General features: G+C 66.6%; 14 protein-coding genes. 10 read left to right on the top strand and 4 right to left on the bottom strand.

The features are described from left to right. The first annotated feature begins 29 nt into the window (after positions 1-29). The 7 genes from rpsP (at position 30) to N5D20_RS02615 (ending at position 3,593) form a co-directional block, all read left to right on the top strand. On the top strand, positions 30-290 hold the full coding sequence (rpsP, locus tag N5D20_RS02645) for a 30S ribosomal protein S16 (protein ID WP_005415733.1): 261 nt from the start codon (positions 30-32) through the stop codon (positions 288-290). Between the two features lie 44 nt (positions 291-334). Then, complete coding sequence (gene rimM, locus N5D20_RS02640) at positions 335-847, top strand: ribosome maturation factor RimM (RefSeq protein WP_010483256.1); 513 nt, start codon at positions 335-337, stop codon at positions 845-847. 8 nt (positions 848-855) lie between these two features. Beyond that, on the top strand, positions 856-1,614 hold the full coding sequence (gene trmD, locus N5D20_RS02635; RefSeq protein ID WP_279914548.1) for a tRNA (guanosine(37)-N1)-methyltransferase TrmD: 759 nt from the start codon (positions 856-858) through the stop codon (positions 1,612-1,614). A gap of 154 nt (positions 1,615-1,768) precedes the next feature. Next, positions 1,769-2,170 carry a 50S ribosomal protein L19 gene (rplS, locus tag N5D20_RS02630; protein WP_005415736.1) on the top strand — a complete coding sequence of 134 codons (402 nt, stop codon included), beginning with the start codon at positions 1,769-1,771 and terminating at the stop codon, positions 2,168-2,170. 82 nt (positions 2,171-2,252) lie between these two features. After that, positions 2,253-2,633, top strand: a complete 381-nt coding sequence (locus N5D20_RS02625) for a DUF6404 family protein (protein ID WP_010483248.1) — start codon at positions 2,253-2,255, stop codon at positions 2,631-2,633. A 79-nt stretch (positions 2,634-2,712) separates the two neighbouring features. Next, on the top strand, positions 2,713-3,147 hold the full coding sequence (locus N5D20_RS02620) for a DUF1801 domain-containing protein (RefSeq protein ID WP_043396661.1): 435 nt from the start codon (positions 2,713-2,715) through the stop codon (positions 3,145-3,147). Positions 3,148-3,185: 38 nt separating this feature from the next. After that, entirely contained in the window at positions 3,186-3,593 is a 408-nt protein-coding gene (locus tag N5D20_RS02615) for a DUF1801 domain-containing protein (RefSeq protein ID WP_010483245.1), read from the top strand. Positions 3,594-3,667: 74 nt separating this feature from the next. Here the strand turns inward: N5D20_RS02615 and N5D20_RS02610 are convergent, their stop codons facing one another. After that, positions 3,668-5,128: an MATE family efflux transporter gene (locus tag N5D20_RS02610; RefSeq protein WP_279914547.1), complete on the bottom strand. Its 1,461-nt coding sequence runs from the start codon at positions 5,126-5,128 to the stop codon at positions 3,668-3,670. Between the two features lie 62 nt (positions 5,129-5,190). Between N5D20_RS02610 and N5D20_RS02605 the strand changes: the two genes are divergently transcribed. The 3 genes from N5D20_RS02605 (at position 5,191) to N5D20_RS02595 (ending at position 7,148) form a co-directional block, all read left to right on the top strand. Beyond that, the gene (locus N5D20_RS02605; RefSeq protein ID WP_010483240.1) at positions 5,191-5,430 is read left to right on the top strand and encodes a hypothetical protein; all 240 of its coding nucleotides are present in this window, start codon (positions 5,191-5,193) and stop codon (positions 5,428-5,430) included. A gap of 9 nt (positions 5,431-5,439) precedes the next feature. Then, positions 5,440-5,847, top strand: coding sequence for an RNA-binding S4 domain-containing protein (locus tag N5D20_RS02600; protein WP_010483238.1), 408 nt, complete (start codon positions 5,440-5,442; stop codon positions 5,845-5,847). Positions 5,848-5,960: 113 nt separating this feature from the next. Further along, entirely contained in the window at positions 5,961-7,148 is a 1,188-nt protein-coding gene (locus tag N5D20_RS02595; RefSeq protein WP_019337563.1) for a cellulase family glycosylhydrolase, read from the top strand. 72 nt (positions 7,149-7,220) lie between these two features. Here the strand turns inward: N5D20_RS02595 and N5D20_RS02590 are convergent, their stop codons facing one another. From N5D20_RS02590 to mutS, 3 genes are all read right to left on the bottom strand, one after another. Beyond that, on the bottom strand, positions 7,221-7,823 hold the full coding sequence (locus tag N5D20_RS02590) for a DUF937 domain-containing protein (RefSeq protein WP_010483234.1): 603 nt from the start codon (positions 7,821-7,823) through the stop codon (positions 7,221-7,223). A gap of 108 nt (positions 7,824-7,931) precedes the next feature. Then, positions 7,932-9,443 (bottom strand): catalase, encoded by a 1,512-nt coding sequence (locus N5D20_RS02585; protein ID WP_167345303.1) that lies wholly within the window; start codon positions 9,441-9,443, stop codon positions 7,932-7,934. Between the two features lie 318 nt (positions 9,444-9,761). Next, a complete protein-coding gene (gene mutS / locus N5D20_RS02580) occupies positions 9,762-12,317 on the bottom strand; it encodes a DNA mismatch repair protein MutS (protein ID WP_032952456.1) in 2,556 nt (851 codons plus the stop codon). Positions 12,318-12,573 lie beyond the last annotated feature (256 nt).

Raw genomic sequence — 12,573 nt, 5'->3', positions numbered from 1 at the left:
CCTGGCGACTGGGCAATAGGAAAAACACCATGGTCAAGATTCGACTGACCCGCGGCGGCGCCAAGAAGCGTCCGTTCTACCACATCATCGTCACCGACGTGCGCAGCGCGCGCGACGGCCGCAACATCGAGCGCGTTGGCTTCTACAACCCGGTCGCCCAGGGCGCCGAGAAGCGCATCGAGCTGGACCTGGCCCGCGTTGACCATTGGGTCAAGAACGGCGCCCAGCCGACCGACAAGGTCCGCAACCTGATCAAGGAAGCGACCAAGTCCCAGGCCGCTGCGGCCTGATCCTGACGGGCCACGCTTCGGCGTGGCCCTCTTGGTTGAAGCAGATGAAAGATATCGAGCGCCGCATCCTGCTGGGCAGGGTTGTCGGCGCTTTTGGTGTGCGCGGCGAGATCAAGCTCGAGTCCTGGACCGAGCCACGTTCCGCCATTTTCCGTTACCAGCCGTGGATCGTGCGCAGCCCGTCCGGCGTGGAAACCACGATTGAAGGTGTACGCGGCCGCGACAGCGGCAAGCACCTGGTCGCCCGTTTCCCCGGCGTCGAGGACCGCGATACCGTCGAAGCGATGCACGGCACCGAGATCTACGTGGCCCGCAGTGCATTGCCGCCGCCGAAGCCGGACGAGTACTACTGGGTGGACCTGGAAGGCCTGGATGTGAAGACCACCGAGGGCGTTGCCCTGGGCCAGGTCTCGCATCTGTTCAGCACCGGCGCCAACGACGTGGTGGTGGTCCGGGGTGACCGCGAGCGGATGATTCCGTTCGTGCAGCCGGACTTCGTCAAATCGGTCGACTTCGAGGCCAACCTGGTCGTGGTCGACTGGGATCCCGAGTTCTGAGTGTGAGCATGCGTTTCGACGTCATCACCCTGTTCCCCGAGTTCCTCGCCCAGTCCGCTGGACTGGGCGTGGTCGGGCGCGCGCAGGAGAAGGGGTTGTTCAGCCTGCATGGCTGGAACCCCCGTGATTACGCCGAAGGCAACTACCGCCGGGTGGACGACCGTCCGTTCGGCGGCGGCCCGGGCATGGTGATGCTGATCGAGCCGTTGCAGGCCTGCCTGCAGGCGATCCGCGATGCTGATCCGACCCCGGCGCGGGTGATCTACCTCAGCCCGCAGGGGGCGCCGTTGACCCAGGCCAAGGTGCGGGAACTGGCGGCGCTGCCGCGCATGGTCCTGCTCTGCGGCCGCTATGAGGGCATTGATGAGCGTTTCCTGGAGGCCAATGTCGACGAGGAGATTTCCCTCGGCGACTACGTGCTGTCCGGTGGCGAGCTGGGCGCGGCGGTGATCATCGACGCCGTGGCCCGGCTGCAGGACGGGGCCCTGAACGACGCTGAATCGGCGGCCCAGGACAGCTTCGAAGGTGACCTGGGCCTGCTCGACTGCCCGCACTACAGCCAGCCGGCACAGCACCCGCTGGGTGACGTGCCGGACGTGCTGCGCTCGGGCAACCATGCGGCCATCGCGGCCTGGCGCCGCCAGCAGTCGCTGGTCCGTACCGCCCAGCGACGCCCGGACCTGCTGGATGAACAGGCGCTGGGCAAGGCCGACCGCAAGCTGCTGGACCAGGCCCGCCAGGTCCGGAAACACAAGGCCAGCCCCTAGCGCAGGGCTGGCTTTATCGGCTATCATGACCAATTCCCGTCGACCCTGGTCGGCGCGCGCAGTACCCAAAACAAACGTGCAGCACAGTCCGGTGACTGCATGAGCCTACGTTGTCGATACGACACGCCCACCCGAACAAGAATCGGTGTAACCCATGAGCAAGCTGAACAAGTCCATCGTCGCGGAATTCGAATCCGCCCAGATCACCCGTGAACTGCCGAAGTTCAGCCAGGGCGACACCGTTGTCGTCAACGTGAAGGTGAAGGAAGGCAGCCGCGAGCGCGTGCAGGCCTACGAAGGCGTTGTCATCGCCACCAAGAATGCTGGCCTGAACTCCTCGTTCACCGTCCGCAAGATCTCGCACGGCTACGGCGTCGAGCGCGTGTTCCAGACCCACAGCGCCATCATCGACTCGGTCGAAGTGAAGCGTCGTGGTAAGGTCCGCGCCGGCAAGCTGTACTACCTGCGTGGCCTGGAAGGCAAGGCTGCCCGCATCAAGGAAGACCTGGCTGCCGCTGCTGCCGCCAAGGCTGCCCGTCTGGCCGACAAGGCCTGATAAACAACTTCGGTTGTTGCCGCAACGGCCACCTTCGGGTGGCCGTTTGCGTTTCCGGCATCGCATCGGCCACGATCGGGTGATGAATGACATCAACCGGCACTATCCGCCCGTGATCCAGTCGGCGTTGCGCTTCCTCGACGGCAAGGGGCTGGCACGCGTGCAATCGGCGCCGTTGCTGCATCGCCTGCTGTGGCGCGTGGGCATCGCACTGCCACCGCCGATTCTGGCCGGCTTCGGCACCAACGCGCTGGTGCAGGGCCTGTTGTTTGGGCTGTTCTGGACCGCGCTGATGTGGCTGATGCTGTGGCAGGGCAGCGAGCGCCCGCTGGCGCTGTTGCTGGTGGCCGGGCTGTTGGCCGGTGCGCTGTTCGGCGTGGTGATGGCGGCCCTGATGCGCTCGCTGCGCCGCCACCGCAAGCTGCCGGACTGGCGGCAGTTCCGCGCGCGGCAGGCGGACTGAGCCGATGGCGCACTGCGCCGTGACCGCCAGGTAAGGGTCGCGCTAGGCTGCGGTTCCATCCCGATGGACGTGCCGTGCGATGCCTGCCAAGCGAACCGCACCTTCCGCCGCGCCCACGCTGTTGTCCGGCGGCAATCCGCAGATCGCCAAGGGCGAGGGCAATGCCCCGGTGCAGGCGTATATCGCGGCGATGCCGGACTGGAAACGTCTGATCGGCGAACAGCTGGATGCGCTGATTGAACAAGCCGTACCCGGGGTGCACAAGGCGGTGAAGTGGAACTCGCCGATGTATGCGGTGGCCGCGGGCGAAGGCTGGTTTCTCAGCTTCCATTGCTTCACCCGCTACATCAAGGTGGCGTTCTTCCGCGGCGCTGCACTGACGCCCGTGCCGCCGGAGCCGTCCAAGAGTGCCGATACGCGGTACCTGCACATCCCGCAGGATGGCGCGCTGGATGAAGCGCAGTTCCTCGACTGGGTGCGCCAGGCCGCCGCGCTGCCCGGTGAGCGCATGTAACCCCGACGTTCTGGTTTCCTTTCCGACGAGAGCTGCTGATGGCCACGCATGCACCGAACCCTGCCGATGCCGGAACCCCGGCAACTGAACTGATCGATGCGCGCATCGCCGAGCTGGGCGACTGGCGTGGCGAAGTGCTGGCACGCGTGCGTGCGTTGATCCATGAAGCGCTGCCGGACGTGCAGGAAACCTGGAAGTGGCGCGGTACACCGGTGTGGGAGCACAACGGCATCCTGTGCACCGGCGAGACCTACAAGCAGGCGGTGAAGCTGACCTTCGCCAACGGGGCGGCGCTGGCCGATCCGAAAGGCCTGTTCAACGCCAGCCTGGAGGGCAACACGCGGCGCGCGATCGACATCCATGAAGGTGCGATGCCGAATGCCGCTGCGTTGAAGGCGTTGCTGCGCGCGGCGGCGGCGTTCAACGCGGCGAAGAAGAAACGCTGACCGCCTCCTGTAGCGCCGAGCCCATGCCCGGCTTGGAGGGCCGCGCCTGTGCGGACCAACGGTCCGCACCCACCTCAGCGCGGCGGAGTGGCATCCGGGTCGGCCACCGGTGACGGTGGGCAGGCCGGAATTTCCGACGGCGTGGCCAGTTCTTCGGCGTGCGAAGGCTTGCCCATCATCTTCGCCTTGCGCCAGCCACCCCAGCGGTAATACGCCAGCGACAGCAGCATCGACACCAGCGAACTGACCGGGAAGCTCCACCAGATCGCATCGGCGCCCCAGTACGGCTGCAGCAGCTCGGCGAACGGCACGCGCACGCCCCACAGCGAACCGGCCAGGATCAGCAGCGGCGGAATCACCGCGCCGGTGGAGCGCACCACGCCGGAGATCACGAAGCTGACGCCGAAGAACAGGAACGAGCCGATCACCACGTGGTTGAGGTGGCGGGCGATGTCCAGCGCCTGGCTGGCCGGCGGCAGGAACAGGGCCAGCAGCTGGCGATCGAACACCACCAGCGGCAGGATCAGCGCGCCGGTCAGCAGGAAATTGAACAGCACGCCCTGGCGCGCGGTGCCGCGCACGCGGTCCCAGCGCTGCGCACCGACGTTCTGCGCGGCCATCGACGAGCACGCGGCGCCGATCGCCATCGCCGGCATCTGCAGGTAGTTCCACAGCTGCAGCGCGGCGCCGTAGCCCGCGCCGGTGTCGGTACCGTACTGGTTGACCATGGTCATCAGCAGGATCACCGACAGCGAGATCAGCACCATCTGCAGGCCCATCGGTACGCCCTTGACCACCAGCGCCTTGAGGATGGCCAGGTCGAGCTTGAACAGGCGCATGTCGGCACGGCCCAGCCACAGCGTGTGGCGCTTGTGCCGCATGTACAGCAGCAGGCCGGCCAGCGACAGCGTCTGCGCGACCAGCGTGGCCCAGGCCGAGCCGGCAATGCCCAGCGCCGGGAACGGGCCCATGCCGAAGATCAGTACCGGGTTCAGCACGATGTCCAGTGCCACCGAGACCATCAGGAAACGGAACGGCGTGCGCGAGTCACCGGCACCGCGCAGCGCGGCGGTGAGGAAGGCGAACGCATACAGCGTCGGCATCGCCAGGAAGATGATCTGCAGGTAGGCCTCGGCCAGCGGCAGCGAGGCGGCCGGCGTGCCCATCGCCGCCAGCAGCGGATGGGCCATGAACCAGCCGGCGATGGCGATGATTACCGACAGGCCGATGAAGAAGGTGGCGCTGGTGCCGACCACGCGCCGCCCCTGCGCGATGTCGCGCGCGCCGATGGCCTGGCCGATCAGGATGGTCGAGGCCATGCCGAAGCCGAACACCGAGCCGATGAGGAAGAACATGATGTTGTTGGCGTTCGCGGTGGCGGTCAGTGCCGCCTCGCCGAGGAAGCGCCCGACCCAGACCGCATTCACCGAACCGTTCAGCGACTGCGCGATGTTGCCTGCCAGGATCGGCAGGGAAAACAGCAGGAGATTGCGGCCGATCGGGCCGGAGGTCAGGTCAATCGGCGCTTTGGCCATGGAGTGGTGATCGAATCCCGGGAGGCGCACACTAGCACCAAGCCGGTTTGCAGGATGTGGCAATGCATCAACGACTGCAGATGAAGCGGAGCGTGGCGCTGGCCTTGATCGGCGCCGCACTGGCCGCATGTTCGACAGGTGACCGGCTGGGCGATACCCAGGTGCGGCCAACCGACCGCCCCGAGTGCCTGGTCGGCAGCCAGCGCCAGGATCTTTCCGCCGGCGTACCCACCCTGATCGGGGGCAGCGGCTGCCGCACCGATCCCGACAACCCGCGTCCCCTGAACAAGCGAACGGAGTAGTCCCTGCCGATGACCGAGCTTTCCCCGCTGTCGCCCAGTGTCCGCCTGGACATCTGGTTGTGGGCGGCCCGCTTCTTCAAGACCCGCAGCCTGGCCAAGCAGGCCATCGAAACCGGCAAGGTCAGCGTCGCGGGCCAGCGTCCGAAATCCTCGCGCGCGGTGCGTGTGGGTGAGCAGCTGCAGGTGGATCGCGGCGAGGAGCATTTCGAGATCCGGGTGCTCGGCCTGAGCGACCAGCGCGGGCCCGCACCGGCGGCGCAGCAGCTGTATGCCGAGAGCGAGGCCTCCAAGGCCCGTCGTGCCGAACAGCGTGCGCTGCGCATCGCCGCACGCGATGGGTTCCAACCGCCAGAGCACAAACCGGACAAGCGCGCGCGGCGGTTGATCCGCGCGCTGGGCGATATCGACGCGCTCTGACCGAAGGGCGATTCCGGTGCATGGTTCCTATCGCGGCGCGAAAGGAGGCGTGAGTCACGGTGCATTCGGAAAGGGCGGGGCAGGCTGGAAGTCCACCTTCTGGAAGCCTGCCCATGCATCGCATGCTGTTGTGCCTGTCCCTGCTTGCCGCCGCGCCATTGCACGCGGCCGACATCACGTTCTGGGACACTCCGCAGCGCGGGGGCAACAGCATGAACATGTCGCCTCCGGACCGGAGCTACTTCGAGGCCCTGCGCGCGACCGGTGCGACCTGGGTACGGCTGGTACCGGACAAGTGGAAGGGGCAGGGCGGGCGTGACTTCCTGATTGGCAACGCCGACGACTACCGTAGCCTGGTTCCGGCCGACCTGGCCACGCTGCGGCGGGTGCTGGATGATGCCGACGCGGCTGGGCTGAAAGTGGTGCTGACTCCTTTGTCGTTGCCGTTGCTGCGCTGGAAGCAGCACAACGGCGACAAGGTCGATCCGCGCCTGTGGCAGTCCTTCGACAATCACGCGCCGGCCCGGCGCTTCTGGAGCGACCTCGCCACGGCATTGAAGGGCCATCCCGCACTGGCCGCCTACAACCTGATCAACGAGCCGGTTCCCGAGTATGGTGCTGGCCTGGCCGAGCATGCCTCGGCCGCGGCCATGCAGCAGTGGTACGCCGGTGTGGAAGACGGTCCACGCGATCTGCGCCGCTTCTATTCGGAACTGATCGCCAGCATCCGTGCGGTCGATGCGGACATGCCGTTGATGCTGGATGCCGGCTGGTACGCCGCTGCCGACGGTTTCAACTACTGGCCGGCGCCGCTGGCAGATTCGAAACTGCTGTACAGCGTGCACATGTATGAGCCGTATGCCGCAACCAGCGCGCCTAACCAGAGGCGCACCACGCCGTATCGCTACCCAGGCGTGGTGCCGTTTGGCGAACACAGCGAACGCTGGGATGCCGCGCGGGTCCGCAGTTACCTGCAGCAGCCGATGGACTGGGCGAAGACGCACGGCGTGAGGGCCAACCGCATGGTGGTCGGCGAATTCGGCTGCATGCGGCGCTGGCCCGACTGCGGCCGCTACCTGCAGGACGTGCTGCAGGTGCTGGAGCAGGACAAGGTGCACTGGGCCTTTTACGCGTTCCGCGAGGATGGCTGGGATGGCATGGACTACGAGCTGGGCGACAGTCCGCTGCCGTGGTCGTACTGGCAGGCGCAGGAGAAGGGGAAGACCGTGGCGCCGCCGCGTTCGATGAAGGCACCGGTGTTTGCGCCGATCCTGGAGCGGTTGAAGGCGGGCAACCGGTAAGACGCCGGGCATTGCCCGGCGCGTCCCATGGAGATGCCGATCACGCCGGGCCACGCCCGGCGGCGGCATCGTTCAGCGCTTGCCACCCAGCAAGCTGCCGCCGATCTTGAGCAGATCGCCCACGCCGAGCTGGCCGTCACCGTCCTGGTCCAGCAGGCTGCCGAGCAGGCCACCGGCAAGACCGCCCTGTTGCTGCACCTGCTGCTTTTCCTGGCCCAGGGCCTGGCTGAGCGAGCCGGCATCGGCCTGGCCGCCACCGAGGCGCTGGGCAAGGAAGGCCATCACGATCGGCGCGAGGATCTGCAGCAGCTGGCTGGTGCGGCCGCTGTCGAGCTGGGTGGCCTGGGCCAGGCCGGTTTCCACCTTCTGCTGGCTGCCGCCGAAGATGTGGCCGAGGATGCCGGCGCCATCGCTGGCGGCACCGCCGCCGCCGCCACCCAGCACCGAGCCGAGCACGCTGCCCAGGTCCAGGCCACTGTGGTTGTTCTGCAAGGCGCCGAGCAGTGCCTGCGCGCCCTGCGGCTGCGAGGCGTTGTTGCCCAGCGCGCCCATCAGCACCGGCAGCGCGGCACTGATCGCGCCGGAAGCCTGGGTATCGCTGATGCCGAGCTGCTGCGACACCTGCTGCAGCGGGGCGCCCTGCAACTTGGCGAGAAGTTCATCGGTCAGGCTCATCTGCGGGATCCTTGATTGGGGTTGGGCGTGCAGAAGGTACGACGCGGACCGTTAAAACGGCGACGCCGCCTCGCAGGGAGGCGGCGTGCCGTTCACGGGGGAGGGCGATCAGAGCTCGATGTCTTCGGCGCCCGGGGTGGCGGTGGGGAACTCCGCTTCCGGCTGGGCCGGCTTGAACGGATCCGACGGCTGGCTGGCCAGCGCCTTCAGCGCCGCGGCCACACCGGCACCGTAGGCCGGGTCGGCCTTGCTGCAGTTGTCGATGTGGCGCTGCTTGATGAAGTCCGGCGCATCGCCCAGGGCACGGGCGGTGTTGGCGAACAGGCGGTCCTTCTGTGCCTGGTTGTAGCTACGGAACAGCGCACCGGGCTGGCTGAAGTAGTCGGCGTCGTCCTCACGGAAGTTCCAGAAGTCGGCGTCGCCGCGGATCTTCATCGGCGGCTCGCGGTACTCCGGCTGCTCCTGCCACTGGCCGTAGCTGTTCGGCTCGTAGTGCGGCAGGCCGCCGTAGTTGCCGTCCACGCGCATCGCACCGTCGCGGTGGTTGCTGTGCACCGGGCAGCGCGCTGCGTTCACCGGAATCTGGTGGTGGTTCACGCCCAGGCGGTAGCGCTGCGCATCGGAGTAGGCGAACAGGCGCGCCTGCAGCATCTTGTCCGGCGACGGGCCGATGCCCGGCACCAGGTTGCTCGGTGCGAACGCTGACTGCTCCACGTCCTGGTACCAGTTGACCGGGTTGCGGTTCAGTTCGAACTGGCCCACTTCGATCAGCGGGTAGTCGCTCTTCGGCCACACCTTGGTCAGGTCGAACGGGTGCACGCGGTAGGTTTCCGCATCCAGTTCCGGCATGACCTGGATGAACAGCTTCCACTTCGGGAAGTCACCCTTCTCGATCGCGGCGAACAGGTCGCGGCCGTGGCTTTCGCGGTCATGGCCGACCAGGATCTGCGCCTGCGCGTCGGTCAGCGATTCGATGCCCTGCTGGCTGACGAAGTGGAACTTGACCCAGAAGCGCTCACTGTCGGCGTTGGTGAAGCTGTAGGTGTGCGAGCCGAAGCCGTGCATGTGGCGGAAGCTGCGCGGGATGCCGCGATCGCTCATCACCACGGTCACCTGCAGCAGGGCTTCGGGCAGCAGCGTCCAGAAATCCCAGTTGTTGCGCGCGCTGCGCAGGTTGGTGTGCGGGTCGCGCTTCACGGCCTTGTTGAGGTCGGCGAACTTGCGCGGGTCGCGCAGGAAGAACACCGGCGTGTTGTTGCCGACCAGGTCCCAGTTGCCTTCTTCGGTGTAGAACTTCAGCGCGAAGCCGCGGATGTCACGCTCGGCATCGGCGGCGCCACGCTCGCCGGCCACCGTGGTGAAGCGGGCGAACATCTCGGTCTGCTTGCCGACCTTCTCGAACAGCTTGGCACGGGTGTACTTGCTGATGTCGTGGGTGACGGTGAAGGTACCGAACGCGCCCGAGCCCTTGGCGTGCATGCGACGCTCGGGAATGATCTCGCGGTTGAGGTTGGCCAGCTTTTCCAGCAACCAGACGTCTTCCATCAGCAGCGGGCCGCGTGGGCCGGCGGTCTTGCTGTTCTGGTTGTCCACCACCGGCGCGCCGAAGGCCGTGGTCATCGGGGTCACCGGATCATCGCCCTGCTTCTGTTTCGGCGTGGTACTCAGCTCGCGCTGCTGCTGGGCGCCTTCCGCAGGCGACGGCGCGGTGTGATACGGGCATTTGGGGCTGTTGTTATCGGACTGGCTCATGGCTGGCTCCTGCGGGTGAAGACGGGGTGGAACATCTTCACTCGACTTTAGCTAGCGCCAGATGAAATGAATAATCGAATGATTCGTTCAGGTTGATAGATTCTGTCAATTGAAACTCAGAATCAGATTTGCGAAATCTTTCGATGGGCCTCCTGCGAGGCAGGAGGCCAAGCGCTTGCGCTGCGGCTACAGCAGCGCTTTCAAGCGATACAACGCTTCCAGCGCCTGCTTCGGCGTCAGTTCGTCCGGATCGATGGCGGCCAGTGCTTCCTGTGCCTTGTTCGATGGCGCCGCGAACAGGCCGAACTGCTGCGGTGCATCCAATGCCTGTGGTGCCAGCTCGGCGGCATGGCTTTCACCACCGCGCTGTTCCAGCTCGGCCAGGCGACGGCGCGCCTGCGCTACGGTGGCGCGCGGCAGGCCTGCCAGGGCCGCCACCTGCAGGCCGAAGCTGCGGTTGGCCGGGCCGTCCTTCACCGCGTGCATGAACACCAGCGCCTCACCATGCTCGACCGCGTCCAGGTGCACATTGGCAATACCGCTGCGGCCGCCTTCGTGCTGCTCATCGGCCAGCGCGGTCAGCTCGAAGTAGTGGGTGGCGAACAGCGTGTAGCAGCGGTTCTGGTAGGCCAGGTGGCGGGCCACCGCGTCGGCCAGCGCCAGGCCATCGTAGGTGGACGTGCCGCGGCCGATCTCATCCATCAGCACCAGCGAATGCGCGGTGGCGTGGTGCAGGATGTAGCTGGTCTCGGCCATTTCGACCATGAAGGTGGACTGCCCGCGGGCCAGGTCATCGCCGGCGCCGATGCGGGTCAGGATGCGGTCGATCGGGCCGATCAATGCGCGGCTGGCCGGCACGAAGCTGCCGATGTGGGCCAGCAGCACGATCAGCGCGTTCTGCCGCATGTAGGTCGATTTACCGCCCATGTTCGGGCCGGTGATGACCAGCATCCGGCGGTCCGGATGCAGGTCCAGGTCGTTCGGTTCGAACGGCTGCTCGCGTACCGCCTCGACCACCGGGTGGCGGCCGCGTTCGATCTTCAGGCACGGCTCGGCCTGCAGTTCCGGCCGGGCCCAGTCCAGCGCCTGCGCGCGTTCGGCGAAGGCGGCCAGCACGTCCAGTTCGCTGAGTGCGGCGGCGCACTGTTTCAGCGGCTCCAGCTGCCCGCCGAGGGTATCCAGCAGCTGCTCGTACAGGTACTTCTCGCGCGACAGCGAGCGGTCGCGCGCGGACAGCACCTTGTCCTCGAACGCCTTCAGTTCTTCGGTGATGTAGCGCTCGGCATTGGTCAGCGTCTGGCGGCGGGTGTAGTGCACCGGCGCGCGGTCGGACTGGCCCTTGCTGATTTCGATGTAGTAGCCATGCACACGGTTGTAGCCCACCTTCAGGGTGGCAATGCCGCTGCTTTCGCGCTCGCGCTGTTCCAGGTCGACCAGGAACTGGTCGGCGTGGGTGGACAGGCGGCGCAGTTCGTCCAGCTCTTCATCGAAGCCATCGGCCAGCACGCCGCCGTCGCTCAACTTCAGCGGCGGCATCTCGGCGATGGCGCTGGCCAGCAGCTGCGCGCACTCGTCGTGTTCGCCCAGCGCCGCATGCAGGGCCTGCAGGCGTGGTGAGTCCAGCGGGGCCAGCACGTCGCGCACCGCCGGCAGCAGGCCCAGGCCGTCGCGCAGGGTGGAGAAATCGCGCGGGCGCGCCGAGCGCAGCGCCACGCGGGTGAGGATGCGTTCCAGGTCGCCAAGGCGGCGGAACTGCTCGCGGATGTCGGCGTCGCTGCCGCGATCGATCAGGGTTTCCACCGCATGGTGGCGCTGTACCAGCACCTCGCGCAGGCGCAGCGGACGATGCAGCCAGCGCCGCAGCAGGCGACCGCCCATCGGCGTCACCGTGCTGTCGAGCACACCCAGCAGCGTATTGCGGGTGTCGCCATCAACACGCGTATCCAGTTCCAGATGGCGGCGGGTGGCGGCGTTCATCGCGATCGCCTCGCCGGCAGTCTCCATCGCGATGGAGGTCAGGTGCGGCAGGCGCTGCTTCTGGGTTTCCTCGACATAGCCGAGCAGGGCGCCGGCGGCAGCGGTCGCGCGCGGCTTGTCATCGATGCCGAAGCCGCTCAGGTCATGCAGTTTGAAGAAATTCAGCAGCTGGCGGCGGCCACTGTCGGCATCGAACAGCCACGGCGCGCGGCGACGCACGCCGGTGCGCTGGCGCAGGAACTCCGGCCAGTTTTCTTCGTCGGGCACCAGCAGCTCGGCCGGCTCCAGCCGTGCCAACTCGGCTTCCAGGGCGTCGTCGGTTTCCACTTCGTTGACCAGGAAGCGACCGCCAGCCAGGTCGGCCCACGCCAGGCCGTAGCCCTGCTTGCTGCGCGACAGGGCCATCAGCAGGGTATCGCGGCGTTCATCCAGCAGCGCCTCGTCGGTGACCGTGCCGGGGGTGACGATGCGCACTACCTTGCGCTCGACCAGGCCCTTGGCCAGCGCCGGGTCGCCGATCTGTTCGCAGATCGCCACCGACTCGCCCAGTGCCACCAACCGCGCCAGGTAGCCTTCATAGGCATGTACCGGCACGCCGGCCATCGGGATCGGTGCGCCCCCGGAGCTGCCGCGCTGGGTCAGGGTGATGTCGAGCAGGCGCGCCGCCTTGCGGGCGTCGTCATAGAACAGTTCGTAGAAGTCACCCATGCGGAAGAACAGCAGCAGGTCCGGGTAATCGGACTTGGCCGCGAAGAACTGCTTCATGGCGGGTGTATGACCCGATAAGTCGTTGTTTATCATGAATTATTGAAGCTAATCAGCACGTTAGACGAGGCGGCGCGGCGACAACTTGAGACACCAGAGGGCGTCGTAGGACGCTTGTGGGCACAAAAAGTGTCCATCTGGTGTCCATGGGAGACGGCGGGGCTAAAACAGTGTGTCCACGGGCGTTTTGCATAGTACAGTCGGCGTATGCCGCAGCGCCATGGACACAGCAATGTATCCACGACAAGGGTGACAG

Source organism: Stenotrophomonas sp. GD03877, assembly GCF_029840555.1.
In the GTDB taxonomy this organism is placed as follows: domain Bacteria; phylum Pseudomonadota; class Gammaproteobacteria; order Xanthomonadales; family Xanthomonadaceae; genus Stenotrophomonas; species Stenotrophomonas geniculata.
This window is presented reverse-complemented; position numbering and strand designations above follow the sequence as displayed.

Excerpts from the sequence above, each read along its gene's own strand:
- rpsP (WP_005415733.1), top strand. The coding sequence starts at position 30 with ATGGTCAAGATTCGACTGACCCGCGGCGGCGCCAAGAAGCGTCCGTTC.
- rimM (WP_010483256.1), top strand. The coding sequence starts at position 335 with ATGAAAGATATCGAGCGCCGCATCCTGCTGGGCAGGGTTGTCGGCGCT.
- trmD (WP_279914548.1), top strand. The coding sequence starts at position 856 with ATGCGTTTCGACGTCATCACCCTGTTCCCCGAGTTCCTCGCCCAGTCC.
- rplS (WP_005415736.1), top strand. The coding sequence starts at position 1,769 with ATGAGCAAGCTGAACAAGTCCATCGTCGCGGAATTCGAATCCGCCCAG.
- N5D20_RS02625 (WP_010483248.1), top strand. The coding sequence starts at position 2,253 with ATGAATGACATCAACCGGCACTATCCGCCCGTGATCCAGTCGGCGTTG.
- N5D20_RS02620 (WP_043396661.1), top strand. The coding sequence starts at position 2,713 with ATGCCTGCCAAGCGAACCGCACCTTCCGCCGCGCCCACGCTGTTGTCC.
- N5D20_RS02615 (WP_010483245.1), top strand. The coding sequence starts at position 3,186 with ATGGCCACGCATGCACCGAACCCTGCCGATGCCGGAACCCCGGCAACT.
- N5D20_RS02610 (WP_279914547.1), bottom strand. The coding sequence starts at position 5,128 with ATGGCCAAAGCGCCGATTGACCTGACCTCCGGCCCGATCGGCCGCAAT.
- N5D20_RS02605 (WP_010483240.1), top strand. The coding sequence starts at position 5,191 with ATGCATCAACGACTGCAGATGAAGCGGAGCGTGGCGCTGGCCTTGATC.
- N5D20_RS02600 (WP_010483238.1), top strand. The coding sequence starts at position 5,440 with ATGACCGAGCTTTCCCCGCTGTCGCCCAGTGTCCGCCTGGACATCTGG.
- N5D20_RS02595 (WP_019337563.1), top strand. The coding sequence starts at position 5,961 with ATGCATCGCATGCTGTTGTGCCTGTCCCTGCTTGCCGCCGCGCCATTG.
- N5D20_RS02590 (WP_010483234.1), bottom strand. The coding sequence starts at position 7,823 with ATGAGCCTGACCGATGAACTTCTCGCCAAGTTGCAGGGCGCCCCGCTG.
- N5D20_RS02585 (WP_167345303.1), bottom strand. The coding sequence starts at position 9,443 with ATGACCACGGCCTTCGGCGCGCCGGTGGTGGACAACCAGAACAGCAAG.
- mutS (WP_032952456.1), bottom strand. The coding sequence starts at position 12,317 with ATGAAGCAGTTCTTCGCGGCCAAGTCCGATTACCCGGACCTGCTGCTG.